The organism is Cupriavidus sp. D39 (assembly GCF_026627925.1).
GTDB lineage: Bacteria > Pseudomonadota > Gammaproteobacteria > Burkholderiales > Burkholderiaceae > Cupriavidus > Cupriavidus ulmosensis.
This window is the reverse complement of sequence record NZ_JAPNLE010000009.1, coordinates 99,550-125,366: the sequence shown is the minus strand read 5'-3', so window position 1 is coordinate 125,366 and position 25,817 is coordinate 99,550. Positions and strand designations below refer to the sequence as shown.

The following is a 25,817-nucleotide window of genomic DNA, read 5'->3' as shown; positions in this document are numbered from 1 at the left end:
TCACCTGAGGATAAGTCAAGGAAATTGCTGCAACGCGATGTATCCGGCAGCAACGCCGCGCGTGCCGGATCTGTCGAAAATGATGGATTGGAAAATCAGGAAGTGACGAAAGACTGATCTGTTGGAAATGAAAATTCGTCGCGCCCGCGACGCACCTGCAACGAGCCGAAGCATTGCGCCTCGGCTCGCCCTGCCCGGCCCTTACACCTTGCCGTAGCCCCCGCCGCCCGGCGTTTCCACCACGAAGATGTCGCCCGCCGCCATCTCGCAACGCCCGACATGGCCCAGCGCTTGCTCGGTGCCATCACCCCGCACCACGTAGTTGCGGCCCATGGCGCCAGGCTCGCCGCCGGCCATGCCGAACGGCGCATGCAAGCGATTGTTGGACAGGATCGACGCCGTCATCGGCTCCAGGAAGCGCACCTTGCGGATGCCGCCGTTGCCGCCATGCCACTGTCCCGCGCCGCCCGAGCCGGGCCGGATCTCATAGCTTTCCAGCCGCACCGGGAAGCGCCATTCCAGCACCTCCGGATCGGTCAGGCGCGAGTTGGTCATATTGGTCTGCACCACGTCGCAGCCGTTGAAGCCCTGCCCCGCGCCGCTGCCGCCGGAGATGGTCTCGTAGTACTGGTAGCGCGCGTTGCCGAAGGTGAAATTGTTCATGGTGCCCTGGCTGGCCGCCGCCACGCCCAGCGCGCCATACAGTGCATTGGTGATGCACGATGACGTTTCCACATTGCCGGACACCACCGAGGCCGGATAGCGCGGATTGAGCATCGAGCCTTCGGGGATGATCACGTTGATCGGCTTGAGGCAGCCGGCATTGAGCGGGATGTCCTCGTTCACCAGCGTGCGGAACACGTAGAGCACGGCCGCCATGCACACCGCGCGCGGCGCGTTGAAGTTGTTGGGCAGCTGCGCCGAAGTGCCGGTGAAGTCCACCACGGCTTCGCGCCTGGCCTGGTCCACGGTCACGCGTACCTGGATTTCCGCGCCATTGTCCAGCGGGTAGCGATAGGCGCCGTCCTTCAGCGCGGTGATGACGCGGCGCACCGCTTCCTCGGCGTTGTCCTGCACGTGGCCCATGTAAGCGCGCACCACCGGCAGGCCAAACTGCACCACCATCTTGCGCAGCTCTTCCACGCCCTTGGCGTTGGCCGCCACCTGGGCGCGCAGGTCGGCCATGTTCTGGTCGATATTGCGGGCCGGGTAGCGCGCGCCTGCCAGCAGTGCGCGCATGCCGGCATCGTCGAGCACGCCGGCCTTCACCAGCGGGAAGTTGTCGATCATCACGCCTTCTTCCTCCACCACCGTGGAGTCCGGCGGCATCGAACCCGGCGTGATGCCGCCGATATCGGCGTGGTGGCCGCGCGAGCCGACGTAGAAGAGGATTTCCTCGCCGGCTTCGTCGAAGACCGGCGTGATCACCGTGACGTCCGGCAGGTGCGTGCCGCCGTTGTAGGGGTCGTTCAGCACGTAGACATCGCCGTCGGCCATGTGCCCGGCGTTGCGCGCGATCACGGTCTTGATGCTCTCGCCCATCGAGCCCAGGTGCACCGGCATGTGCGGGGCATTGGCGATCAAGTTGCCGCCGGCATCGAAGATGGCGCAGGAGAAGTCGAGCCGCTCCTTGATGTTGACCGAGTAGGCGGTGTTCTGCAGCCGCTGGCCCATCTGCTCGGCGATCGACATGAACAGGTTGTTGAACACTTCCAGCATCACCGGATCGGCGTCGGTGCCCATGGCGCGCCGCTGGGGCCGCGGCACCGCGCGGGTCAGCACCAGGTGGTCCCGCGCGGTCAGCTCGGCCTGCCAGCCGGGCTCGACCACCGTGGTGGCGTTGCGCTCGGCAATGATGGCCGGGCCCGGCAGCACGTCGCCGGGGCGCAGCGTGTCGCGCGGGAACAGGCCCGTGTCGTGCCAGGAGCCGCCGCTGAACATGCGGACCTGTTCCGCCGGCACAGGGCCGCCGGTGCGCGGCTGCGGGTCGGGCAGTCTTTCCTCGGGCGGCTCGCTGCTGCCGATGGCTTCCACCGACAGTGCCTCCACGACCAGCGGCTTGCCCTGCATCAGGAAGGCATAGCGCTGGCGATAGGCGGCATCGAACGCCGCCTGCATGGCGGCCAGGGTGCCGAACGGCACAACCAGCGCCGAGTCGGTACCCTCATAGCGCAGATGCGCGCGGCGCACCACATCGATCTGCGCCTCGGCGACCTCCTGCTCCAGCAGTTCCTGCCGCGCTTCGCTTGCCAGCGCATCGAGCGTGGCTTGCAGGCCGGGCAGCGCGCTGTCGTCCAGGCGCGTCTCCACGGCACGCTCGCGCATGGCGGTGCGGTCGGCCAGGCCCATGCCGTAGGCCGACAGCACGCCGGCCAGCGGATGCACGAACACGGTCTGCATGCCGAGGGCGTCCGCCACCAGGCAGGCATGCTGCCCGCCGGCGCCGCCGAAGGTGGTCAGCGTGTAGCCCGTCACGTCGTGGCCGCGCTGCACGGAGATCTGCTTGATGGCGTTGGCCATATTGCCGACCGCGATCTCGATAAAGCCTTCGGCCACCTGCTCGGCGCTGCGTTGATCGCCGGTCGCTTCCGTTACCGCTTGCGCCAGCGCCTCGAACTTGGCCACCACCGTGCCGCGGTCCAGCGCGGCATCGGCACGCGGCCCGAACACCGCGGGGAAATGCCGTGGCTGGATCTTGCCGAGCATGACGTTGCAGTCGGTCACCGCCAGCGGGCCGCCGCGCCGGTAGCTGGCCGGCCCCGGGTTGGCGCCGGCCGAATCGGGACCAACGCGGAAGCGGCTGCCGTCGAAGTGCAGGATGGAGCCGCCGCCCGCGGCGACCGTGTGGATGCTCATCATCGGCGCGCGCATGCGCACACCCGCCACGCTGGTCTCGAACACGCGCTCGAAATCGTTGGGATGGTTGCCGTTGAAGTGCGAGACGTCGGTCGACGTGCCGCCCATGTCAAAGCCGATGATGCGCCCGAAGCCCGCGCTCTGCGACGAGCGCACCATGCCGACGATGCCGCCGGCCGGGCCGGACAGGATGGCGTCCTTGCCCTGGAAGCGGTGCGCGTCGGTCAGGCCGCCGCTGCTCTGCATGAACTGCAGGCGCACGCCCGGCATCTGCTGCTCGACTTGCTCGACATAGCGGCGCAGGATCGGCGACAGGTAGGCGTCCACCACCGTGGTATCGCCACGCGACACCAGCTTCATCAGCGGCGACACCTGGTGCGAGACGGAAATCTGCGTAAAGCCGGTTTCGCGGGCGATGCGCGCGGCCGCCTGCTCGTGCGCCGCCTGCCGGTAGCCGTGCAGGAAGACGATGGCAATGGCGCGGATGCCGCTGTCGAACACGCGCCGCATATCGGCGCGCAGCGCGGCCTCGTCGAGCGGCGTCACCAATTCGCCCTGCGCATCCAGGCGCTCGCCCACTTCCACCACTTCGCGGTAGAGCAGCTCCGGCAGCACGATGTTCAGGTCGAACAGGCGCGGCCGGTTCTGGTAAGCGATGCGCAGCGCATCGCGAAAGCCGCGCGTGATGAACAGCGCCACCGGCTCGCCCTTGCGCTCCAGCAAGGCATTGGTCGCAACAGTGGTGCCCATCTTCACCACTTCCACCTGCGCCGGCGTGACCGGCTCGCCGGGCGCCAGCCCGAGCAGGTGGCGGATGCCGGCCACGGCGGCATCGGTGTACTGCTCCGGGTTCTCGGACAGCAGCTTGTGCGTGACTACCGTGCCGTCCGGCTGGAGCCCCACCACATCGGTGAAGGTGCCGCCGCGATCGATCCAGAATTGCCAGCGGCGACGGTCCGAAACAACGGCAGCGGAGGATGGCAGCGACAGCGACATGCGGGACTTCCTTGTTTGGCGTGGTGAAAATGTCGGGGATAAAGCGGGCGCTCATGCGGCAGAGCGGCCGAGGTGCAGGCCGGCCGAACGCAGCGTCCTTGCTGCAGCTACAGGGAGGTCGCCGAGCGCGCGGCCTGCTCGTACAGGCCGGTCAGCACCCGCAGCAGCCGTGCCAGCTCGCCGATCTCCACGTTCTCGGCACTGCCGGCGGAGAAATTGCTGGTCAGGCATTGCTCGCGGATCTCGCGGTAGCGGGCGCAAGCCTGCGTGCCGGCGGGCGTGGTGATGTAGGTGGCTTCCTTGCCGACGCGTTCGCCCTCCACCAGCGCCAGGCCCTGCAGCTTCTTGAGCGCGTAGGTGACCAGGTGGGTGTCTTCGACATTAAGCACGAAGCAGATATCGGCGAGCCGCTTGGGGCGCGCCCGGTGGTTGACGTGATGCAGCACCAGCACGTCCAGGAAGGTCAGGTCGCGCACGCCGGAGGCGCCCATGCAGCGCACTACCCAGCGGCTGTAGGCGTTGTAGGCCGTGTTCAGGCCGAACTCGAACTCCGACAACTCCGGGCTGCGCTCGGACACCAGGTGCGAAGATGAAACGATATTGGGGCCGGATGGGCGTACCAGCGCGCTGGCCGCGGATCTGGCGGATGCGTCGCGGCCCTCGGCGCCAGCGGCGGTTAATGGCTCGGTTACTGGCTCGGTTGCTGGCTTACGTGCCATGTCTTCACTCCTTTCATGGGTTGGTGTGCGCACGACATGACAAGGATGACTAGGTGTATCCCCGATGTCCCGCCCACCATATTTGGCTTGACAGTTTATTAACAAATTATGAGGATAAACACAAAATAAATCCAAGCAAAACATCGGGGATGTCACCGTGGATTCTGCACGAAAAAAGGGCGGGAAATGCGGGTTGCGCACTATCGCGGGGACGCTGGCGCGCCCCGCCTTGGGCTGGTTGCGTAGCGCCGGCGCACTGGATAGACTCGATCCGACCCCTCCTGAGCGCGATTGATCGCGAACCCAATGCCCACGGATATCCAGACATTACAGACAAAACTTCGCGATGGCGCGATCTCTCGTGCCGACGTCATCGCCCAGGCTGCGCAGCACGCGCAGCAGCCGGCCGCCAACGCCGTGTTCCTGCACACCACCTTCGACGCGGCAACCCAGGTGGCCAAGGCCGCGGACGCGGCCGGCCTGGCGGGCAAGCCGCTGCATCCGCTGGCGGGCCTGCCGGTCTCGGTCAAGGACCTGTTCAACATCGCCGGCGAAGCCTCGCGCGCCGGCTCGCCGGTGCGCAGCGATGCGCTGGCGGCCACAGCCGATGCCACGGTGGTGCGCCGGCTGCGCGAGAGCGGCGCGGCGCTGGTCGGCCGCACCAACATGACGGAGTTCGCTTTCTCCGGCGTGGGCATCAACCCGCATTTCGGCACGCCGGTGAACCCGGCGGACAAGCAGGTGGCGCGCATTCCCGGCGGCTCGTCGTCGGGCGCCGCGGTGTCCGTGGCGCTGGGCCTGGCGGTGGCCGGGCTGGGCAGCGATACCGGCGGCTCCATCCGCATCCCTGCGGCGCTGTGCGGGCTGACCGGCTTCAAGCCGACCGCCCGGCGCGTGCCGCTGGACGGCGCCTTCCCGCTCTCCTACACCCTGGATACCGCCTGCGCCATGGCGCGCACGGTGCAGGACTGCGTGCTGGTGGACAGCGTGATCGCCGACCAGGCGGTGCTCCCCGCCATCAAGGCCGCAGCCGGCATCCGCCTGGCCATCCCCCGCCAGGTCCTGCTCGACGACCTCGATGACACGGTGGCGCGCGCCTTCGACCGCGCCCTCGGCCGGATGTCCGCGGCCGGCGTGCAGATCGAGCACATCGACCTGCCGGAGCTGACCGAGCTGGCCACCATCAACGCTGGCGGCGGCTTCACCGCCGCCGAGGCGCATGCCATCCACCGCCACGTGCTGGCCACGCGGCGCGAGCAATACGACCCGCGCGTGGCCTCGCGCATCGACCGCGGCGCCGCCATGAGCGCGGCCGACTACGTGGACCTGATGCGCGCCCGCCTCGACTGGATCGCGCGGGTTGCGGCCCGCATCGAAGGCTTCGACGCCGTGGCCTGCCCCACGGTGCCGATGGTGGCGCCGCCGATCGCCCCGCTGGTGGCGGACGACGCCCTCTTCTTCCGCACCAACGCCCTGCTGCTGCGCAATACCTCGGCATTCAACTTCCTCGATGGCTGCTCGATCTCGCTGCCCTGCCACCAGCCGGACGAATTGCCCGTGGGCCTGATGCTCTCGCACGGTGCGCTGCGCGACGCGCAACTGCTGGGCACGGCAATTGCATTGGAGTCCATCATCCAGCCGGCCGCCTGAGGCGCCGGAGCAAGACCGAGGTAACCCGCGCCACCCCTGAGCCAGGTGGCGCGGGCAAGACGACTTCAGAACAAAAACCAAGACATAGGTAGCCGCAACGACCAACCAGGAGAGATCGATGCAAGGGAAGGCCACACTGAAGTGCATGCTGCTGGGCGGGGTGCTTGCCACCTCGGCCGTGATGACGTCCGCCGCGCGGGCGGATACCAAATGGGACCTGCCGACCGGCTACCCGGTCAGCAACCTCCATACCGAAAACCTGCAGCAGATGGCCACCGACGTGGAGAAGGCCACCGGCGGCAAGCTCAAGATCGTGATCCACCCCAACGGCTCGCTGCTCAAGGCCAACGAGATCAAGCGCGGCGTGCAGACCGGCCAGGTGCAGATGGGCGAGATCCTGATGTCGCTGCTGGCCAACGAGAACCCGGTGTTCGGCGTGGACGCGGTGCCCTTCCTGGCCACCAGCTACCAGGACTCCTACAAGCTGTGGCAGGCCTCGCGCGCGGTCACCGACAAGGTGCTGGACAAGCAAGGCATGAAGCTGCTGTACGCAGTGGCCTGGCCCCCGCAAGGCATCTACGCCAACAAGCCGATCAACGCCGCGGCCGACATGAAGGGCCTGAAGTGGCGTGCGTACAACCCCGCCACCTCCAAGATCGCCGAACTGGTGGGCGCGCAACCGGTGACCATCCAGGCCGCCGACCTGGCGCAGGCGCTGGCTACCGGCACCGTGAATTCGTTCATGTCCTCGGGCGCCACGGGCGTGGACACCAAGGTGTGGGAGAGCGTGAAGTACTTCTACACCGTCGATGCGTGGCTGCCCAAGAACATGCTGGTGGTCAGCAAGAAGGCATTCGCCGCGCTGGACAAGCCGACCCAGGACGCCCTGCTCAAGACCGTAGCCGACGCCGAGAAGCGCGGCTGGCAGGCATCGGAGCAAAAGACGCGTGAATACCTGGCCGTGCTCGGCAAGAACGGCATGGCCGTGCAGCCGCCTTCGCCCCAGCTGAAGCAGGACATGCAGAAGCTCGGCCAGGTGATGGTGGACGAATGGGCCAAGGGCGCCGGCGACGACGGCAAGGCCATCCTGGACGCGTACAAGAAGTAAGCGTTGTCGTCATTGCCATAGTCAATGCCATCGTTAGTACCGTAGTTAGTGCCTTAGCGAGAAACAAGCGATCCGTAGCCGGCCACGGCGGCGTTGCCCGCCGTGGCCTTGCCGCCGCAGCCTCCCGCGCCCTCTTTTTCACCGCATCAACCCTCCCCATTCGCCATGGAAGCTCCTTGCGTCAACAAGCGCTGGCTGGACCGGCTGCTTGACCTGTTCGCCGTGCTCGGCGCGCTCTGTATCCTCGGGGTCTGCCTCATCATGATCCTGATGTCGTTCTCGCGCGAGACCACGTTTATCTTCAAGGGCGGCGACGACATCGTTGCGTGGCTGTGCGCCGCCTCCGCCTTCCTCGTACTCGGCCAGACCTTCCAGCACGGCGGCATCGTCCGCGTGGAGATGCTGCTGGAAGCCGTGGGCCCGCGCCCGCGCTGGTGGCTGGAGCTGGTCTCGCTGGCCATCTGCACGGTATTCGCCGCCTATGCGACCTGGGCCTTGTTCAGCTTCGCCTGGCAGAGCTGGGAGATCGGCGATGTGTCGCAGGGCCAGATCGTGGTGCCGCTGTGGATTCCGCAGAGCTTCGCGGTGCTGGGCTGCGCCGGCTTCATGCTGGCGGTGCTCGATGAGCTGGTGCGCGTGGCGCGCAAGCAAAAGCCGCGCTACCAGCTGGCGCAGGAAGCCAAGCTGGCCGCCGGCGACTTCGGGGAGACCGTCTGATGAGCACCGTCCTGATTTCCCTGATCCTGCTGGTGGTGATGATCGGCTTCCTGGTCATCGGCGCGTGGATTCCTGTGGCCATTGCCGTCACCTCGTGGGTGGGGCTGGTGGTGTTTGCCGAGCGCGATGCGCTGGTCAACCTGGCCAATGCGTGGTGGTCGTCCAGCGCCTCGTACACGCTGGCCTCGCTGCCGCTCTTTGTGTGGATGGGCGAGATACTCTTTCGCACCAAGCTGTCCGAGCAGATGTTCAACGGGCTGTCGCCGTGGCTGAACTGGCTCCCCGGGCGCCTGATGCACGTCAACATCCTGGGCTGCGGCATCTTCGGCTCGGTGTCGGGCTCGTCCGCGGCCACCTGCGCCACCATCGCCAAGTCCGCGCTGCCCGAGCTGACCCGGCGCGGCTACGATGAGCGCGTGACGCTGGGCTCGCTGTCGTGCGCCGGCACGCTCGGCATCCTGATCCCCCATCGATCACCATGGTGGTCTACGCGGTCTCGGCCGATGTGTCGATCATCCGCGTGTTCCTGGCCGGCTTCCTGCCCGGCCTGCTGCTGATGCTGCTGTTCTCCGGCTACATCGTGGTGTGGGCGCTGTCGAACCCGGACAAGACACCGAAGGCGGAAGTCTTCAACTGGCGCTCGCGGCTCGCCTCGATCCGCCAGCTGATGCCGTGCATCGTGCTGATCGCCTTTATCACGTGGATCATGATCACGGGCTACTCCACGGCCACGGAAGCGGCCGCCTACGGCGTGGTGGCATCGCTGGCGCTGGCCTGGGTGGGCGGCTCGCTCACGCGCAAGGCGTTCTGGGAAAGTCTGATGTCGGCCACCCGGCTGACCGCGATGATCATGTTCGTGCTGGGCGCGACCTCGTTCCTGTCGGTCACCATGAGCTTTACGGGCATTCCGCGCGCGCTGGCCGAATGGGTCGCCTCGATGCACCTGTCGCCCTGGGCGCTCATTGCCGTGCTGACCGTGATCTATATCCTGCTGGGCACCGCGCTCGATGGCATTTCCATGATCGCGCTGACCACCGCCACGGTGCTGCCGATGGTGCAGGCCGCGGGCTTCGATCTGGTATGGTTCGGGATATTCATCGTGCTGCTGGTGGAGATCGCCGAGGTGACGCCGCCGGTGGGGTTCAACCTGTTTGTGCTGCAGAGCATGACAGGCAAGGACAGTAATTACATAGCGCGGGTATCGCTGCCGTTCTTCATGATGATGGTAGTGGCCATCGGCATCGTCACCGTGTGGCCGGAAATCGTCACCTGGCTGCCCGACGTGGTCATGCAGAAAGAGTTGAAGTAGCCATCGGCATCGCCGGTGGCATAGCGAGACAGCGAGGGCCGGCCCGGCCCTCTACGGAGTGCCATGCATGTGATCGTCATCGGCGCCGGCGTGATCGGCGTCTGTTCCGCCTGGTACCTGCGCGAGGCCGGCTTCGAGGTGACCGTGGTCGAGCGGCGCGCCGCGCCGGCGCAGGAATCCAGTTTCGGCAATGCCGGCGTGATCGCGCCCGGCTATGTCACCCCGTGGGCCGCGCCCGGCATGCCAGGCAAGGTGCTGCGCAACCTCTTCGCCAGCACCTCGCCCGTCCTGTTCCGGCCCAGCGCCGATCCGGCCATGTGGCGCTGGATCGTGCGCTGGCTGGGCGAATGCACGCTGGAGCGGTACCGCATCAACAAGCTGCGCATGCAGCGCCTGGCCTTCTACAGCCGCGAATGCCTGCATGCGCTTCGCAGCCAGCTTGAGATCGACTACGAGCAATCGCAAGGCTATCTGCAGCTGTTTCGCACCCGGCGCGACCGGGACCTTGCCGAACCAGCGCTGGCCCTGCTGCGCGAACACAAGGTGCCGCACCGGCTGGTCGACGCCGACGACTGCCGGCGCATCGAGCCTGGCCTCGCCACCGATACGCCGCTGGCCGGCGGCCTGCACCTGCCCGAGGACGAATCGGGCAACTGCCCGATGTTCGTGCGCCGGCTGCGCGTGCTGGCCGAGGCCGCGGGCGTGCGCTTTGTCATGGACAGCGACGCCGGCGCGCTGCGGCCGTTGCCGGGCGGCAAGCTCTCGCTTGACCTGCGTGGCACCGCTGCCGGCGATGCAGGCAGCGCGCGCGAGGCGCTCACCGCCGATCGCGTGCTGGTCAGCGCAGGCGTGGCCAGCGCCGCGTTGCTGCGCCCGCTGGGCCTGCGCATCCCGCTCTATCCGGTCAAAGGCTATTCCGCCACGGTGCAGGTCAGCGATGAGCTGCAGGCGCCGCTGGCCGCGCTGATGGACGAGTCGTACAAGGTCGCCATCACGCGCATGGGCAACCGCCTGCGGATCGCCGGCACCGCCGAGGTCGGCTCGCGCAAGCTCGACCTGCGCCCCGCGGCCGTCAACACCTTGCTCAAGGTGGCGCGCGACTGGTTTCCGGTTGCGGGCCACTATGGCGCGGCCACGCTGTGGGCCGGCGCCCGCCCGATGCTGCCCGATGGCCCGCCGCTGATCGGCGCCACCGCCGTGCCCGGGCTGTACCTCAACCTGGGCCACGGCTCCACAGGCTGGGCGATGGCATGCGGCTCCGGGCGCATTGCCGCGGACCTGATCGCAGGCAATCGCCCCGGCATCGAACTGGACGGCCTGACCCCCGACCGCTACGGCCTAGGCCCACGCTGACCATGCAAAGCTCTGCCCCGAACTCTCCCGCGCTGGCCGCCCCGCTGCCCGCCGATGCCTGGCTGCCCCTCGACGCGGCAAGCGCCAGCGCGATCCCGCTGTACGACGTGGCGGCCATCCGCCGTATCGAGGCGGCCGCCATGGCCAGCCTGCCCGCCTTCGAGCTGATGTCCCGAGCCGGCACCGCCGCCGCGGCCTGGCTGGCGCACCACGCGCCGGCGGGCCCGCTGCTGCTACTGGCCGGCCCGGGCAACAACGGCGGCGACGCGCTGGTGGCCGCCACCCACCTGCACCAGGCCGGGCGCCAGGTCCAGGTGTGGCTGACGGCCGAGCCCGATCGCCTGCCCGCCGACGCCGGGCGTGCGTGGCAGGAGGCGCGCTCGGCCGGCGTGGCGCTGCAGGCCGTGCCGGAGTCCGCCTGCCATGGCGGCCTGCCGCCGTTTCCGCCGCAGACTTGCGCGCTGGTCGACGGCTTGTTCGGCATTGGCCTGAACCGCGCCGCCGATGGCTTCACCGCGCAGTGGATCGCGCACCTGGCCGAATCCCGGCTGCCGGTGTTCGCGCTCGACATCCCGAGCGGGCTGTTCGCCGACACCGGCGCCGGCGCGCCGGCGGTGCGCGCCTTGCGCACCCTCACCTTCATCGGCGCCAAGCCGGGCCTGCTGACGCTCGACGGGCGCGATTGCGCGGGCGAGGTCGATATCGCCCCGCTCGGGCTGTTCTACCCGCCGGCCCAGCCAGCCTGCACCACGGTGAACGTGCCAGCGTCATTTGCCGCGGCGCTGCCCGCGCGGCGCCATGCCACCAACAAGGGCACGTTCGGCTCGCTGGCCGTGGTCGGCGGCGGCATCGGCATGACCGGCGCGCCGCTGCTTGGCGCGCGTGCCGCGCAGCACCTGGGCGCCGGGCGCGTGCACATCGCCTTCCTGGCGCAGCCCGCGCCGCTGCTCGACCTCGTGCATCCGGAGCTGATGCTGCACCCGATCGCGGATATCGAGCTGACCGCCATGTCCGCGCTGGTGATCGGCCCGGGCATGGGCACGGGCACCGCGGCGCGCAAGCAGCTGGCGCAGTTGCTGCATGCCAGCGCGGGCGCCACCGAGCCGCCCGCGCTGGTGCTCGATGCCGATGCGCTGAACCTGCTAGCCGCGGATCCCGCGCTTGCCGCCATGCTCGCCGGCGGGCCGCCGGTGCGCGTGATGACGCCGCATCCACTCGAAGCCGCGCGCCTGTCCGGCATCAGCGTGGCCGAGATCCAGCGCGACCGCCTGGCGGCGGCGCGCTCGCTCGCGGCCCAATGGCAGGCCGTGGTCGTGCTCAAGGGCTCGGGCACGGTGATCGCGTCGCCGCCGGATGCTGGCGCCAGCGTGTCACTGTCGATCAATCCCACCGGCAACGCCGGGCTAGCCACCGCCGGCACCGGCGACGTGCTGGCCGGCATGATCGGCGCGCTATTGGCCCAGGGCATGCCGGCGCTGCAGGCCGCGCAGGCCGCGGTCTGGCTGCACGGGCGCGCCGCCGACCACCTGGTGGCGCAGGGCACCGGCCCCGCGGGCCTGACCGCAAGCGAGCTCTACCTGCCGGTGCGCGACCTGTTCAATGCCCTGCTGCGGGCGCAGCGAGCATGAACAAGGCCACCGATGGCAGCACCCGCCTGCAGGCGGCCAGCGCCTCGCCGGCACGGCGCCAGCTGCTCACCGGCGTTGCCCTGCTGGTGCTCGGCCAATGGATCCTCAGCCTGCTGGACGCCAGCAGCAAGACGCTGACCCAGCAGGGCCTGCCGGTGGTGGGCGTGGCCTGGGTACGTTATGTGGGCCATGTGGTCGCCATTTTCCTGCTGCTGGGGCCGGCGCGCTTCCGCCAGCAATGGCGCCCCGTGAAACCGGGCCTGCAGTGGATGCGCGGGGGATGATGCTGGTCTCGACGCTGGTGTTCTTCAGCGTGCTCAAGCTGATGCCGCTGGCCGAGGCCACGGCGCTGAATTTCTGCGCGCCGCTGTTCGTGGTGGCGTTGTCGCCCTGGCTGCTGGGCGAGCGCCCGAGCGCACATGCGCGCGTCAGCCGCTGGAGCGGCGTGGCCATCGGCTTCGTCGGCATGCTGATCGTGGTGCGCCCTGGCGGGGAGCTGAGCGGGGCCGGCATTGCGCTGGGCTTGTTGTCGGCACTGGTGTTCGCGCTGATGCAGATGCTGACGCGGCGCATTGCCGCGCATGACGCACCCATGACCACCTTGATCCAGAGCGGTGTGACCGGCGCGGCCCTGACCACCCTGCTGGTGCCCTTCTTCTGGTTCGAAGCGGCACCCACGCCCCTGCAAGCCGTGCTCCTGCTGAGCACCGGCATCACCGGCTCGATTGGCCACTATTTTGTGATCCGCGCGTTCCAATACGCCGACGCGTCATTTCTCAGCCCCTTCCTCTACCTGCAGATCCTCTCGGCGACGACCATCGGCTACCTGGCGTTCGGCCAGCTGCCGGACTGGATCACCGCGCTCGGCGTGGCGGTGATCTGCGTGGGTGGCCTGTGCGTGGCGGGGGGCGAGTCGGCGCTGCGGGCGGTCGCGCGCCGGCTTGGGCGGGCGGGCTGATCGTGGTGCCATGTTCCAGGTGTCAGAACACCGCCGATACCTGGCGCGAAGGCACCCTGTTATTGTTGCCTTTATTGGCATGAATGCCATGTATTGCCGCCAAATCCTGAAGCTGGGCGTGCGGGCGCGTTATACTCGAATTGCCCGCGACCGCCGGTCCGGAAATGCCCGATTTCAGCTTGAAACGGTCAGTCCCGACTGCCCTCGCTGACCTTGCTTTCCTTAGAGAATCCCGCACGCATGCCCACAGACCTCCACGCCTGGCACTCTCTTTTGCAACACCATGACGCCATTCGCGAAACGCCAATGCGCGAGTGGTTTGCCGCCGGCTCCGCAGAACAACGCGTCGAGCAGTTCTCGCTGGAAGCCGCAGGCCTGTACCTCGATTACTCCAAGAACCGCATCACGCCGCAGACCATGGCGTTACTGATGCAACTGGCGGATGAAGCCGGTGTGCCGAAGCGCCGCGATGCCATGTTTGCCGGTGACCACATCAACGCCACCGAGGACCGCGCGGTCCTGCACATCGCGCTGCGCGCCGGCGCCGGCGCGACGTTCAAGGTGGACGGCAAGCCCGTCATGCCCGCCATCCACGCCGTGCTGGACCGCATGCGCGTGTTCTCGGAGCGCGTGCGCAGCGGTGACTGGACCGGCGCCACCGGCAAGCGCATCACCGACGTCATCAACATCGGCATCGGCGGCTCGGACCTGGGCCCGCGCATGGTGTGCCGCGCGCTCTCGCACCTGGCCGGCAACGGCCCGCGCATGCATTTCGTCTCCAACGTGGACGGCACCGAACTGGCCGAATGCCTGGACCGGCTCGACCCCGAGCAGACCCTGGTGATCGTCTGCTCCAAGACCTTCACCACGCTCGAGACCATGGCCAACGCCTGCAGCGCGCGCCAGTGGTTCCTCGACAAAGGCGTGGCCCAGGACCAGCTGGCCAGCCATTTTGCCGCGGTGTCGACCAATGTGGAGGCGGTGCGCGCCTTCGGCATCGACCCGGCGCACATGTTCGAATTCTGGGACTGGATCGGCGGGCGTTTCTCGCTGTGGTCCTCGGTCGGGCTGTCGATCGCGCTGGCGGTAGGCTTCGATGCGTTTGAGGACCTGCTGATCGGTGGCCGCGCCATGGACGAGCATTTCAGCAGCGCGCCGCTGGCGCAGAACATGCCGGTGGTGCTGGGCATGCTCGGCATCTGGTACCGCAACTTCTTCGGCATGCCGACCAGTTGCATGGCGCCGTACTCCACCTCGCTCGAATTGTTCCCCGCCTTCCTGCAGCAACTGGAAATGGAGAGCAACGGCAAATCGGTGCAGCTGGACGGCCGCCACGTGCGCGCCCATACCGCGCCGGTGGTCTGGGGCTCCGCCGGCACCAACGGCCAGCACGCCTATTTCCAGCTGATCCACCAGGGCTCGCAGATCGTGCCGGTGGATTTCGTGGCGCCGCTGCGCCCGCCGCGCCTGCTGCCCGGCCATCACGCCAAGCTGCTCGCCAATTGCTTTGCCCAGGCCGAGGCACTGATGCTCGGGCGCACGGCCGAGGAGCTGCGCGCCACCGGCCTGACCGACGAGACCCGTATCGCCCACATGGTGTTCGAGGGCAACCGGCCGAGCAACACGCTGTTGATGCAAGACATCACGCCGCACACGCTCGGCGCACTGATCGCGCTTTACGAGCACCGCACTTTCGTGCAGGGCGTGGTCTGGAACATCAACTCGTTCGACCAATGGGGCGTGGAACTCGGCAAGATCCTGGCCAAGCCGATCGAGGGCGAGCTGACCGATGCGGCCAACGCGGCGGCCGGGCAGCACGATGCCTCGACCAGCAGCCTGATTGCGCGCGCGCGCGCGGTGCTCGGCAGCGCCTGACGGAAACTGTCCTAAACCGGCGCGGTCATCCACTCGTCGCTGGCAACGCGGCCGGCGTCGATGGTCAGGATGCGCCCGCAGCGCGCCGCCACGGAGCGATCGTGCGTGACCAGCACCAGGGTGGAACCGGCATCGCGGTTCAGCTCGAACATCAGCGCAATCACGGCCTCGCCGGTGGCCGTATCCAGGCTGCCGGTGGGCTCGTCGGCAAAGAGGATATCGGGGCGGGCCACAAACGCCCGCGCCAGCGCCACGCGCTGCTGCTCGCCACCGGAGAGCGTGCGCGGATAGTGGGAAAGGCGCCCGCTCAGCCCCACGCGGGCCAGCATGTCGGCGGCGCGCTCGCGCACGCCGGCGGTTTCTCCGCGCAGCTCCAGCGGCAGCATGACGTTTTCCAGGGCGCTCAGGTGCCCGACCAGCTGGAACGACTGGAACACAAAGCCCACATGGCGCCCGCGCTGGGCTGCCCGCTGGTCTTCGTCGAGCTGGAACAGGTCCTGCCCGTTGAGCTTGACGGTGCCCGTGGTGGGCAGGTCCAGGCCTGCCAGCAAGCCCAGCAGGGTTGACTTGCCCGAGCCGGATGCGCCGACAATGGCCAGCGTTTCGCCCGGCGAGACGGAAAACGACACATCGTGCAAAATCGTCAGCGAACCTGTCGTGTCGGCTACGGTCTTTCCTAATGACTCGACTGCAAGAATGGATGAAGACATGAGCAAGAAGTTCTGGTGCGGTTGGCGAAAACTGGCGCTGGCGGTGTGCGTGACTACGCTGTTGCCGGCTGCGGCCTCGATGGCGCGTGCGGCAACGCCCGTGATCCTGGTGCTGGGCGACAGCCTGTCCGCGGAGTATGGCCTGGCCCGCGATGCTGGCTGGGTCAAGCTGATGGAGGCCCGGCTGCGGGCGGAGCGTTTCGATTATAACGTCGTGAATGCCAGCATCAGCGGCGAGACCACGGTGGGCGGCAAGACGCGCCTGCCCGACCTGCTGACGCGGCACCATCCGGCGCTGGTCATCGTGGAACTTGGCGCCAACGATGCCTTGCGCGGCCTGCCCCTGCAGACCACCGAGGCCAACCTGCGCAGCATCGTCACCAGCGCGCAGCAAGCCAAGGCCGGCGTGCTGCTGGTGGGCATGCGGATCCCGCCCAATTACGGGCCTGACTACACCGAGCGATTCTTCTCGCTCTACCCCAAGCTGGCTGGCGAGTACAAGGTCCCGCTGGTGCCCTTCCTGCTGGAGCAGGTGGTCGCCAAGCCCGAGTGGTTCCAGGCGGACCGCATCCATCCCACGGCGCAGGCGCAGGGCACGCTGCTCGATACCGTCTGGCCGCAGCTCAAGCCCTTGCTGAAGGTGCCAGCGGCGGCCAGCACAGCCGCGCGCTGAGCGCGCGCGACGTGCCGCGCCGAGTGTGACGCGGACAAAGAAGAAGCCGCCCGAAGGCGCCTCAGACTGCTGACAAAGCCGGATCTGCGATGCCTACTTGTTCACCATCCGTGCTGTTTCACTGTAAATTCAACTGCTTAACGTCAAAGTCAAAGGCAGTTTCACCTCCCCTGCGGGGAGGCGACCAACTTTCTTGTCTCGCTTACATACGAAAGAGATTCCTTTCTCCGCGACGCCCCCTCCGAGGGGGCGAATCCACTGGAGCGGCTGGGTGGTCTGCGCGGTGGTGCGTAGATTTTCGTCTGAGGAAAGCAGATAGTTATTAATGTAGCTATGTTGGTGTGGTACGAATTGCAATCCTCTTGATCCTCCCGCGCGCACGAATCGTTCGAGTCACTTGAAGGCTACTAGCGGACCGCAGCGCTGCGCTACCTCTCGCCACAGAAACAATGAGCGCTGTTTGTGTAGGCATAGAGAATGCCGCGCGAAGATGGCGACGACGTGTACGCCTTAGCCCACCTCCCAACTTCCTGTGCCGCGTCAGGGACCGTAACGCCTGGTCGACACGACTCTATGCGGGGACGCCATGGAAGATGAAAAAGACGGACGAACCCCACAGCGAATACCGAGGCACCTGTGGGCGATGTTGCGAGCGCGGGTTAGCGAATGGTTCATTGGGGGCGTCCTCTTGGCAATCACCGGCTTCGCGCCGCAGGAATTCATCGCTCGACTAATCCGCTATATTGCGGCGCCAGAGAGGGTGGAGCATTTGTCGCGCTTGGCGTTCGATGCCCGGCCGGTGATTGTCTTTGTTGGCATCGCAATCATTGTGGCTGATGCGCTGTATCGGAACCGGCACCGACCGGTCACCGCTGTCCCGGGAAGGCCGCCGCTCACTGAGGATGGAGCGGGGCGTTTGCAACCTAACGGCAGGGCGCTGGTGGAAAGCGAACCGAGTGAACCGGAAGCATTACCGCTCCCAAATAATTCATGGCTATCGGAGGGGCGAGTGATACTGGTCGTGCTTCCGTTCGAAAGTCTCGGTGGCGGCGGCAAATATGATTACTTCAGTGAGGGCTTAACTGAGGATATGATCACCCAACTTGCCCGGCTCAGCCCGGAGCGCCTGGGTGTAATCGCCCGGACTTCTGCGATGCGCTACAAATCCACGACCAAGACCATTCATCAGATCGGCCAAGACCTCGGGGTTTCCCACGTGCTGGAGGGAAGCGTCCGGCGTGCCGGAGATCAGGTACGGGTTGCGGCGCAGCTCATCCGAGTCAGCGACGAAACGCACCTTTGGGCCGAGACCTATGAGGGGAACCGACATGACATCCTGGCACTCCAGATCGAGGTGGCCAAGGCAATTGCCCGCGAAATTGAGATCAAGCTCACGCCGCACGAGCAAGGGCGTTTAGACCGTACTCCTGCCATTGATGCGCAGGCGCACGAAGCGTATCTCAAGGGGCGTCACTTCTGGTCCAAGCGCACCGAAGAAGGAATGCGAAAGAGCATTGAGTATTTTCAGCTCGCTATTGGACACCAGCCGAACTTTGCGGCCGCCTATGATGGAGTGGCCGATGCTTACACGATGCTTGCATGTCGCGGCGTGAGCCCTGCGCGCGAAACGTTTCATAAAGCAAAAATGGCAGCCAGGAAAGCGCTGCAGATTGAACCTGATTTGGGTGAGGCTTATGCGTCACTGGCCCATGTGCGTTTGCACGATTGGGATTGGGTCGATCTGGAACAGGATTTTCTGCGCGCCATTGAACTGAATCCGGGACACGCGATCGCCTATTATTGGTACGCGGAATATCTCATGATGGCAGGCAGAGCCGAAGAAGCCATTGCCAGGGTCAGGCAGTCCCAACAGATGGATCCGTTGAATTCAGTGCTGAATTCATCTGTTGCCATCATCTTGTACCTTGCTCGGCGATACGACCAGGCACGGGAAGAACTCCGTAAAGCCCTGGAAATCGATCCAAACCACTTTCTGCTTCACCTCAGGCTGGGATTGGTTTACCAGCAACAGAAGTTGTTCCATGACGCAATCGAGGAGATGCAGAAGGCTGTAACGCTTTCCGGGAGGAGCACAGAGGCGCTGACGGGGCTGGCCCAGACCTACGCTGCCGCCGACATGAGAGCGGCCATGCAGCAGATCGTGGATGCGCTGGAGACGGAATCCGAAAAGCACTACGTCCACCCCTACAACATGGCGAAAGTGTTTGGTTCGCTCGGGGACAAAGAGCAGACCCTCGGCTGGCTGGAAAAAGCCTACGATGAGCACAGTCCTGACTTCATTGAGCTCAGGACAGAACCTACCTTCGACAGCGCTCGCTTCGACCCCAGATTCTCTGAACTGCTATCCCGCGTCGGGTTCAACCAGATCTGAAGGACGACGCTCTGTGATGGGCGCCAGGGCAAGTGGCTGCGCATGACTCCGGCTGCAGTCGCTGAATCAGCGTCTCCCCTAACGCTGTCGCGTCGGGGGGAATGGCTGGAGCCATGAGCGCATCCGACTGTAGCCAGAATTGACCTAGCCTTACCTAGAGCGGCCTTTAAATGCGTTGAAAGCGGCCGGACTGGTATGAGTCGGAGCGAGGCTAAAGGGGCGGCCATTGCAGTTTTGCTGGCGACAATCATCATGTCGAGGTCCTGCTCTCGATTGCCTTATGCATGGGCTCATTCGCGCGCCTAGGGATCGAACGGCTCATATTTGCTCTACAGCCGCCGATCGAGAATGCTGTTTGACCGGCTCCTTTGGGTCGTTCAGCGACGCTCAGACCTCATACGAAGACAACTGCGCAAGCCGCAAAACGCGTGCGCAGCGAACGCCACGTTGCGGCCTGGCACCTCATGAGAGGAAGGGGTGGCTTTCTCCAGCGCGGAACCGCTTGCTTACAGGCAAAAAAACGGGCCCCATCTGAAAGACCGGACCCGTTTTGCGTTTCAACAGATTTTGTTAACGGCTAGCCGAAGGCGCCTTTTTCTTTGTGGCTGCGAGCAGCGGCTTTACTGCGCGCCAGCGCCGCTGGCAGCGCCGGCTTCCGTGGTGGTGGCGGGCTTGAGCAGCTTCACCTTGGCACGGTCCTTCAGGCTTTCGTAGAAGGCTTCCAGCTGGCTCTGGCCAACCATCTGGCCGAGTTGCTGTGCCTCGCCCTGGCGTTGCGCGGCGTCTGCCTGCGCAGGCTGGCTGACCTTGCCGATGCGATAGATCGCGTAGCCGTCGGCGCCCAGATCCACGCCAACATAGGCGGGCAGCTTGGCGGTGTCGGCACGCATCACGGCTTCGACTGCCTTCGGCGGCAGGCCATCGGCCTTGGCGCGCGAGACCGTCACCACGGCGCCGAAGCCTTCGGCGCCGCCGCTCTTCTTCAGCGCTTCGAGACGCTCCGCACCTGCCTTGGCGGCGAGCTCGGCTGCCTGCTGCGCGATATAGCCTTCACGCACCTTGGCCTGCACGTCCTCGAACTTGCGCACGGTGGCCGGGCGGTAGTCGACGATGCGCGCCGCCACCAGCGTGGTGGGGCCAACCTGCACGGCCTCGGTGTTGCGCTTGTTCTTGACGGACTCGTCGCTGAACAGGGCCTTGAGCAGCTTCTCGTTGTTGAGCGGGTTTTGCGCGCCCAGGGCCGGGTTCGGCTGGCGGGTCACGTTGTCGGCGCCCTGGATCGTCAGCTTGAACTTGTCGGCGGCCGGCTTGAGGCTGTCGGACTGTTCGTAGACCGAATTGCCGAAAGCATCCGCCAGTTCGGTGTACTTCTTGGCGGCGAGTTGCTTGCGCAGCTCCACTTCCAGCTCGGTACGGACCTGCTCAAGCGGCTTGGTCTCGGCCGGCTTGATGCCGGTGAGCTTGATGATGTGATAACCGTAGTCGGTCTCGACCACGTCGCTGATCTGACCATCCTTGAGCGCGTACATCGCGTCTTCGAACGGCTTGACCAGCGCGCCACGGCCCATGAAGCCGAGGTCGCCGCCCTTCTCCGCCGAGCCCGGGTCCTGCGACTGCTTGCGGGCCACGTCGGCAAACGTCTCGGGATGCTTGCGCAGGTCCTCGAGCAGCTTGGTGGCCTTTTCCTTGGCGGCCTGGCGCTCGGCTGCCGGGGCTTCCTTGGGCGAGCCGATCAGGATGTGGCTGGCGCGGCGCTGCTCGTCGGTGCGAAAGCGCGCGATGTTGCTATCGTAGTAGGACTTGAGCTCTTCGGGCGTGACCGGCGTCGAGGCGGCCAGCGCGTCGGCGGAGAGCACCAAGTACTCGACCTTGGCTTGCTCGGGCACCGAGAACTGTGTCTTGTGGCCTTCGTAGTACGCCTTCAGCGCAGCGTCATCCGGAGTGACCTTGGCGGCGAAATCGGCCGGCTTGACCTGCAGCGCCTGCACGTCGCGCAGCTGGTCGCGAATGGCGATCAGCCGGTCCAGCAGGGCCTTGGGCACGAAGGCGGTAGCGCCAACCGAGGTACCGAGCTGCTGGGTAGCCAGGTCGAAGCGCATGCGCGCGTCGAACTGCTCGGGCGTCATGCCTTGCTGGGCCAGCAGGTCGATGTAGGCCTTGTCGTCGATCGTGCCGTCTTTCTTCTTCGGCAACTGGGCGATGGCGGGAATGCTGCTGATCGTCTCGAGCAGGCGTTCGTTGGAAACGGTCAGGTGCTTCTTGGCCACCTCATCCGCCACCACGCGCTGCATGATCAGCTGGTCGAGCACCTGCTGGCGTGCCTGCGCGCCTTCGAACTGGCGCGGGTCGTAGTTCGTGCCAAGCATCTGGCGCATGCGCTCGCTCTGGTCACGCACCACGTTATCCACTTCTTGCGCCGTGATAGCGCGGCCGTCGACCTTGGCAAGGTCGTGCGAGCTGTCCATGAAACGCGAGTAGCTCTCCACGCCGAAGAACACGAACGACGGGAAGACAAGCACCAGCAGCAGCAAAAGCATCAAGCGCCGGTTGTTGCGTACGAAATCAAGCATGCTGACTCAGGAAAAGGGTTGTACGAACGCCAAACTACGGGATTCTATCAGGAGCGGCAGGCCTCACGCGATTTGCTACCCTGCGGCGCAATTGGCGAGCCATTTCTGCCCTTGCGGGGCGGGTGGTCCGGGACGGCAGGAGAATCGCCTATCTTGCCCATGCGGCTATCAGCACGGACCTGACCGGTGCCGTACTTGTCCGAGGTCTGGCTAGTTTGCGAGAGGTCTGCGGACCGCGCCAATCCTCACCCCGTGCAAGTGGCGAATATCGCACATTGTCGCGGCGCGTGGAGTCGGGTTTCTACCCCAGGCGCGGCCTCGCCCCATGCGCCAAGGGCGGAATGACGGCGATTCCTCTTCCCCAGCATGCCCGCAATCCGGCTTGCGCCCATGGCCGGCACGCTCGCAGGCCACTACCGTTCAGCGCTCCAGCCACCACCGAGGGACTTGTAGAGAGAGACCGTGCTCTGCAGCGAAGCAAGGTGTGCATGGACGACCGCTTGCTGGGCGTCGAGCAGCGTGCGCTGGGCATCCAGCACCTCAAGGTAGTTCGCACCGCCCTCCCGATAGCGCAGCGCAACCAGCGCGTGCGCCTCAGCGGACGCCTTGAGCCGGGCGCGCGCCGCATCCAGCTCGCGTGCCCAGGTCTCTTTGTCCCCGAGCGCGTCGGAGACTTCCTTGAACGCCGATTGGATCGTCTTCTCGTACTGCGCGACCGCCAGTTCCCGGTCGATCTTCGCCACATCGAGGTTCGCGCGGTTGGCACCGAAGTCGAAGATCGGCAGCGTGAGCTGCGGAGCAAAGGACCAGGCGCGCGTGGCGTGGTCGAAGAGGTCCGACAGATCGGGACTGGCCCGCCCGAACGAACCGGTCAGGCTGATGCGGGGGAAGAACGCCGCGCGGGCCGCGCCGATGTTGGCATTGGCGGCGATGAGCTGCTTCTCCGCGGCGTCGATGTCAGGGCGCCGCGTCAACAGGTCTGACGGCAAGCCAAACGGAATCTGCCCCAGCAGCGTGTCTTCTTCCGGCAGGGGCATGCCGTCGATCCGCACGTCCTCGGGCCAGGACGGTACGCCCAGCACGAGCACCAGCGCGCTCAGGTTCTGCGACCGCCGGCGCTCCGCTTGCGCGAGGCCGCCGCGCGCGTCCGCGACGAGCCATTCGGACTGCCGTACGTCAACCGCCGTCGCCGCCCCTTCGGTGAACTTCAGTTCGGCAAGCGCATGCGACGCTTCCCGTGCCTTCAGGATCTCCCGTACCACGGCCAAGGCCTGGTTGTCGGCCAGAAGCGCCAGATAACCTTGCGCCACCGTCGCGACGAGGCTGATCTGCGCTGCCTGGCGCGAGCTGGCCGCCCCCAGGTAGTTCGCCAGCGCGGCCTGCTTCAGGCTGTCGATGCGGCCGAACAGGTCAACCTCGTAGCTGGTCAGGCCCACGCCGTAGGCGGCAATGTTCTGTGTGAACGCCGGGCTCTGCTTGCTCTGGGTCACAGCCACGTTCACGGTCGGCCACTGCTCCGCCCGCTGGATGCGGAACCGGGCCTGGGCACGGCGAACGTTGAGGGTGGCGGCGCGCAGATCGCGGTTATTCTCCAGCGCGATGCCGATGAGCTGGCGCAGTTCCGGTTCGACGAAGGCCTTTTCCCAGCCCACGGAAGGGATGGCGAGGCTGTCCGCAGTCACCATCTGGCCAGTTGGGTACGTGGTGGCCAGCGGCGCCGCCGGCCGCTTGTACCGCGGGATCAGTGAGCAGCCGGCAAACAACACCGTCGCCAGCACAATCGGGAAGCGGCAATGGAAGAGACGAGATGTCAAGGGTGTTCCCAGTGCTGACGACGGGAGGACGGAGAAAACCCTCTTCCATCGAAGTCGCGACGAATCGCTTGAAACCCCACCTGTCCTGATCGAATGCACCCATGCCATGGACTCCTTAGAAGCACCCCTTTCAAGGTGACGAAAATTAGGGCACCCTCCGTGCTCTCGAACAGAAACCGGAGTCAATGGCGTGATAGTGGACGCAGTGGTGGAACGCTTTCTCGAACACAGCCCGATCAGCGTGATGGCGCGCCTGGGGTTGCAACGCGCCCTTGATCCGGCCTGGATCGACCAGTTGTTCGAGCAAGAGCGTGAAACGCAGTACACGCGGGAGCTATTGTTCTCGACGACGGTGGAAATCATGTCACTGGTCGCCGTGGGGCTGCGCCCGTCGGTGCATGCGGCGGCCAAGGCCAGTCCGGCGTTGCCGGTTTCCATCACCGCGCTGTACGACAAGATCAGCCGGACCGAGCCCGGACTGGTTCGTGCCCTGGTGCAAGGCAGCGCGCGGCGGCTGGGGCCGGTCGTGCAACCGATGTTGCGCAAGCAGCCGCCCTCGGTGGACGGCTATCGCCTGCGCATCGTGGATGGCAGCCATTTGCCGGCGAGCGAAAAGCGCCTGAAACCATTACGTGGGTTTCGGGGCGCGGCCTTGCCGGGGCAGTCATTGGTCGTCTATGACCCGGACACAGCGATGATCGTTGATCTGGTGCCCTGTGAAGATGCGCATGCCCAGGAGCGGGCCATCATGGAAACCCTGCTCGCATCGGCTCAGCCGGCCGAGCTGTGGATCGCCGATCGCAACTTCAGCACCCGGGCGATTCTTGCCGGCTGGCAGCGTCGCGGCAGCGCCTTCATCGTGCGGGAGCACGGCCGCAATCCGAGCCCCAGCGAGCTGGAGCCGTTACGCGAAATGGGCCGGGTCGAAACCGGCATCGTGTACGAGCAAGCGGTCAGCATCCCAGATGAATCGAACGCGCCGCTGGTGCTGCGGCGCATCGAGCTACATCTGGATGGCGCCACCGAGGACGGTGACACCGTCATCCGCCTGCTGACCAATGTCCCGGCCGCCCATCTGACGGCCGAGGCCGTCGCCCGGCTATACCGGCGACGCTGGAGCATAGAGAATATGTTTCAGCGGCTGGAATCGGTGCTCAACAGTGAGATTCGTTCGTTGAGCCAACCGCGCGCGGCGCTGCTGGCCTTCGGCGTGGCGGCGCTCGCGTATAACGTACTGAGCGTGATTGCGACTGCGGTGAGAATCCGGCATGAGCTGGATACCAGCGACATCGAGCTCTCACCGTATTACCTCGCCAGCGAAATCCGGGCAACTTATGCCGGCATGATGATCGCGGTGCCGCCCGAGGTGTGGCAGGCCTATGACCTCCTCACCCCAGCTCAGCTCGGTCGCGAGTTGATCAAGATGGCGACGCACGTTGATCCCCGCGCGATGCGCAAACATACGCGGGGACCGAAAGCGCCGAAGAAGAAAGGCTATGTGGCCGGATGCGTAGCACGGCGGCATGTTTCTACCGCCCGTGTCATCAAGGCTGGACGTGTCGTCTAATCACCTTGAAAGGGGTGCTCCTTAGAAGCGATAGTTAATGGCGGCCAAGCCGTACCAGTTGAGCCGCTCCTGTACGATCGGGCTGCGCCCCGCGTCGCCGGCGAGATTGACGGCGTTGATGGAGAGAAGCGTCGACCAGTGGCGTGTGAACCGGTGCTCCCAGTTCAGTGAAAGAGACGTGGCGTAGAAGCCGCGAGCCGGTGCGTAGCGGGAAAATCCCGAAGCCGTGCTCTGCGCGGACGTGACACCGAAGTAGGTTGATGCGTAGCGCCGATCTGAAAAGTGCGCGTCGAGTTCGTACCAGACGTCGTCCTTCGCGCTGTTCCACAGGGCGCCTTCCAGGCCCACGCGGTAGCGGTTGCCGCGCTCTCGCCCGCTCAGGGCGAACGCGCCTTCCGCCCGGACCGCGAGCCAGGGCGCGAAGCCGTACCCGATCTCGGCCGTGGTGACGGCAGCCGCACCGATACTCCCCATGCCCACCAGGCGCTTGGAGCCGGGCTGGTAGTCCGAACGCCTGTCCGATCGCCCCAGGTCGAAGGTCAGTGCCTGACCGAAGAACAGGCCGAACCCGGTTTCATAGCGATAGCCCAGACCACGGATCGCATCGACATAGAAGGGCCCGTGCTGGACCGTGACAACGGGTATCGGCAGGACACGCATGTCCTTGGCACCCAGGTACGCCGGCGCCACGCCGACACCCGCGCCGACGGTAACGGACCATTCGGGACTCTGCTCCCGAGCCGGATCCGGTAACGGCTGCGCTGATGCACCCCGCCACCCCGTCAGCAAGCAGCCGGCCGACAACACCACCGCGGTTCTTCGAATGAAGGTCACACTCTATCCTCCTCAAAAGACAGATCGCCGACCTGATCCATGACCAGCTTTTTTGACGCAAACCGGAATTTCGTGGTACCGGTTCGTG

Annotated in this window: 17 protein-coding genes and 1 pseudogene; 12 read left to right on the top strand and 6 right to left on the bottom strand. The window is 66.0% G+C overall.

All coding sequences use genetic code 11. The annotated features are described in order from the left end of the window. Positions 1-201: 201 nt before the first annotated feature. Positions 202-3,852 (bottom strand): hydantoinase B/oxoprolinase family protein, encoded by a 3,651-nt coding sequence (locus OMK73_RS12105; protein ID WP_267602281.1) that lies wholly within the window; start codon positions 3,850-3,852, stop codon positions 202-204. A gap of 107 nt (positions 3,853-3,959) precedes the next feature. Further along, the gene (locus tag OMK73_RS12100) at positions 3,960-4,571 is read right to left on the bottom strand and encodes a winged helix DNA-binding protein (RefSeq protein ID WP_267602280.1); all 612 of its coding nucleotides are present in this window, start codon (positions 4,569-4,571) and stop codon (positions 3,960-3,962) included. Between the two features lie 306 nt (positions 4,572-4,877). Between OMK73_RS12100 and OMK73_RS12095 the strand changes: the two genes are divergently transcribed. The 9 genes and pseudogenes from OMK73_RS12095 to pgi all read left to right on the top strand — a co-directional run bounded on the left by OMK73_RS12095 (position 4,878) and on the right by pgi (position 15,169). Then, a complete protein-coding gene (locus OMK73_RS12095) occupies positions 4,878-6,221 on the top strand; it encodes an amidase (RefSeq protein WP_267602279.1) in 1,344 nt (447 codons plus the stop codon). 145 nt (positions 6,222-6,366) lie between these two features. Continuing rightward, positions 6,367-7,329 (top strand): TRAP transporter substrate-binding protein, encoded by a 963-nt coding sequence (locus OMK73_RS12090; RefSeq protein WP_267606340.1) that lies wholly within the window; start codon positions 6,367-6,369, stop codon positions 7,327-7,329. A 165-nt stretch (positions 7,330-7,494) separates the two neighbouring features. After that, a complete protein-coding gene (locus OMK73_RS12085; RefSeq protein ID WP_267602277.1) occupies positions 7,495-8,046 on the top strand; it encodes a TRAP transporter small permease subunit in 552 nt (183 codons plus the stop codon). Next, positions 8,046-9,355: pseudogene (locus OMK73_RS12080) on the top strand (TRAP transporter large permease). Before OMK73_RS12085 ends, OMK73_RS12080 begins: the two are co-directional and overlap by 1 nt. A gap of 63 nt (positions 9,356-9,418) precedes the next feature. Further along, on the top strand, positions 9,419-10,708 hold the full coding sequence (locus tag OMK73_RS12075; protein ID WP_267602276.1) for a D-amino acid dehydrogenase: 1,290 nt from the start codon (positions 9,419-9,421) through the stop codon (positions 10,706-10,708). 2 nt (positions 10,709-10,710) lie between these two features. Further along, positions 10,711-12,336, top strand: coding sequence for an NAD(P)H-hydrate dehydratase (locus OMK73_RS12070; RefSeq protein ID WP_267602275.1), 1,626 nt, complete (start codon positions 10,711-10,713; stop codon positions 12,334-12,336). Next, positions 12,333-12,620, top strand: coding sequence for a hypothetical protein (locus OMK73_RS12065; RefSeq protein ID WP_267602274.1), 288 nt, complete (start codon positions 12,333-12,335; stop codon positions 12,618-12,620). Before OMK73_RS12070 ends, OMK73_RS12065 begins: the two co-directional genes overlap by 4 nt. After that, the gene (locus tag OMK73_RS12060) at positions 12,617-13,294 is read left to right on the top strand and encodes a DMT family transporter (RefSeq protein ID WP_267602273.1); all 678 of its coding nucleotides are present in this window, start codon (positions 12,617-12,619) and stop codon (positions 13,292-13,294) included. The genes OMK73_RS12065 and OMK73_RS12060 overlap by 4 nt, the downstream gene beginning before the upstream one ends. 240 nt (positions 13,295-13,534) lie before the next feature. Continuing rightward, on the top strand, positions 13,535-15,169 hold the full coding sequence (gene pgi / locus OMK73_RS12055) for a glucose-6-phosphate isomerase (protein ID WP_267602272.1): 1,635 nt from the start codon (positions 13,535-13,537) through the stop codon (positions 15,167-15,169). 11 nt (positions 15,170-15,180) lie between these two features. On the opposite strand, the gene OMK73_RS12050 is transcribed toward pgi, so the two are convergent. Further along, positions 15,181-15,879, bottom strand: coding sequence for an ABC transporter ATP-binding protein (locus OMK73_RS12050; RefSeq protein WP_267602271.1), 699 nt, complete (start codon positions 15,877-15,879; stop codon positions 15,181-15,183). Here OMK73_RS12050 and OMK73_RS12045 point away from each other — a divergent pair. Together OMK73_RS12045 and OMK73_RS12040 are read left to right on the top strand one after the other, a co-directional pair. Beyond that, positions 15,878-16,552 (top strand): arylesterase, encoded by a 675-nt coding sequence (locus OMK73_RS12045; protein ID WP_420715520.1) that lies wholly within the window; start codon positions 15,878-15,880, stop codon positions 16,550-16,552. The two genes, OMK73_RS12050 and OMK73_RS12045, sit on opposite strands and share 2 nt — an antisense overlap. A gap of 586 nt (positions 16,553-17,138) precedes the next feature. Then, positions 17,139-18,944: a tetratricopeptide repeat protein gene (locus tag OMK73_RS12040; protein WP_267602270.1), complete on the top strand. Its 1,806-nt coding sequence runs from the start codon at positions 17,139-17,141 to the stop codon at positions 18,942-18,944. A gap of 620 nt (positions 18,945-19,564) precedes the next feature. Here OMK73_RS12040 and OMK73_RS12035 read toward each other — a convergent pair. Continuing rightward, positions 19,565-21,514, bottom strand: coding sequence for a SurA N-terminal domain-containing protein (locus OMK73_RS12035; protein WP_267602269.1), 1,950 nt, complete (start codon positions 21,512-21,514; stop codon positions 19,565-19,567). Positions 21,515-21,927: 413 nt separating this feature from the next. Further along, positions 21,928-23,328 (bottom strand): efflux transporter outer membrane subunit, encoded by a 1,401-nt coding sequence (locus tag OMK73_RS12030; protein ID WP_267602268.1) that lies wholly within the window; start codon positions 23,326-23,328, stop codon positions 21,928-21,930. Between the two features lie 244 nt (positions 23,329-23,572). Between OMK73_RS12030 and OMK73_RS12025 the strand changes: the two genes are divergently transcribed. Then, the gene (locus OMK73_RS12025) at positions 23,573-24,895 is read left to right on the top strand and encodes an IS4 family transposase (RefSeq protein WP_267602053.1); all 1,323 of its coding nucleotides are present in this window, start codon (positions 23,573-23,575) and stop codon (positions 24,893-24,895) included. 21 nt (positions 24,896-24,916) lie between these two features. On the opposite strand, the gene OMK73_RS12020 is transcribed toward OMK73_RS12025, so the two are convergent. After that, positions 24,917-25,729 (bottom strand): MipA/OmpV family protein, encoded by an 813-nt coding sequence (locus OMK73_RS12020; protein ID WP_267602267.1) that lies wholly within the window; start codon positions 25,727-25,729, stop codon positions 24,917-24,919. Between the last annotated feature and the right edge of the window lie 88 nt (positions 25,730-25,817).

What these genes read in the sequence shown, in the direction of transcription:
- OMK73_RS12100 (WP_267602280.1), bottom strand. Translation starts at nt 4,571, where the DNA reads ATGGCACGTAAGCCAGCAACCGAGCCAGTAACCGAGCCATTAACCGCC.
- OMK73_RS12025 (WP_267602053.1), top strand. Translation starts at nt 23,573, where the DNA reads ATGGCGCGCCTGGGGTTGCAACGCGCCCTTGATCCGGCCTGGATCGAC.
- OMK73_RS12040 (WP_267602270.1), top strand. Translation starts at nt 17,139, where the DNA reads ATGGAAGATGAAAAAGACGGACGAACCCCACAGCGAATACCGAGGCAC.
- OMK73_RS12075 (WP_267602276.1), top strand. Translation starts at nt 9,419, where the DNA reads ATGCATGTGATCGTCATCGGCGCCGGCGTGATCGGCGTCTGTTCCGCC.
- OMK73_RS12105 (WP_267602281.1), bottom strand. Translation starts at nt 3,852, where the DNA reads ATGTCGCTGTCGCTGCCATCCTCCGCTGCCGTTGTTTCGGACCGTCGC.
- OMK73_RS12045 (WP_420715520.1), top strand. Translation starts at nt 15,878, where the DNA reads ATGAGCAAGAAGTTCTGGTGCGGTTGGCGAAAACTGGCGCTGGCGGTG.
- pgi (WP_267602272.1), top strand. Translation starts at nt 13,535, where the DNA reads ATGCCCACAGACCTCCACGCCTGGCACTCTCTTTTGCAACACCATGAC.
- OMK73_RS12065 (WP_267602274.1), top strand. Translation starts at nt 12,333, where the DNA reads ATGAACAAGGCCACCGATGGCAGCACCCGCCTGCAGGCGGCCAGCGCC.
- OMK73_RS12090 (WP_267606340.1), top strand. Translation starts at nt 6,367, where the DNA reads ATGCTGCTGGGCGGGGTGCTTGCCACCTCGGCCGTGATGACGTCCGCC.
- OMK73_RS12095 (WP_267602279.1), top strand. Translation starts at nt 4,878, where the DNA reads ATGCCCACGGATATCCAGACATTACAGACAAAACTTCGCGATGGCGCG.
- OMK73_RS12070 (WP_267602275.1), top strand. Translation starts at nt 10,711, where the DNA reads ATGCAAAGCTCTGCCCCGAACTCTCCCGCGCTGGCCGCCCCGCTGCCC.
- OMK73_RS12050 (WP_267602271.1), bottom strand. Translation starts at nt 15,879, where the DNA reads ATGTCTTCATCCATTCTTGCAGTCGAGTCATTAGGAAAGACCGTAGCC.
- OMK73_RS12085 (WP_267602277.1), top strand. Translation starts at nt 7,495, where the DNA reads ATGGAAGCTCCTTGCGTCAACAAGCGCTGGCTGGACCGGCTGCTTGAC.
- OMK73_RS12035 (WP_267602269.1), bottom strand. Translation starts at nt 21,514, where the DNA reads ATGCTTGATTTCGTACGCAACAACCGGCGCTTGATGCTTTTGCTGCTG.
- OMK73_RS12060 (WP_267602273.1), top strand. Translation starts at nt 12,617, where the DNA reads ATGATGCTGGTCTCGACGCTGGTGTTCTTCAGCGTGCTCAAGCTGATG.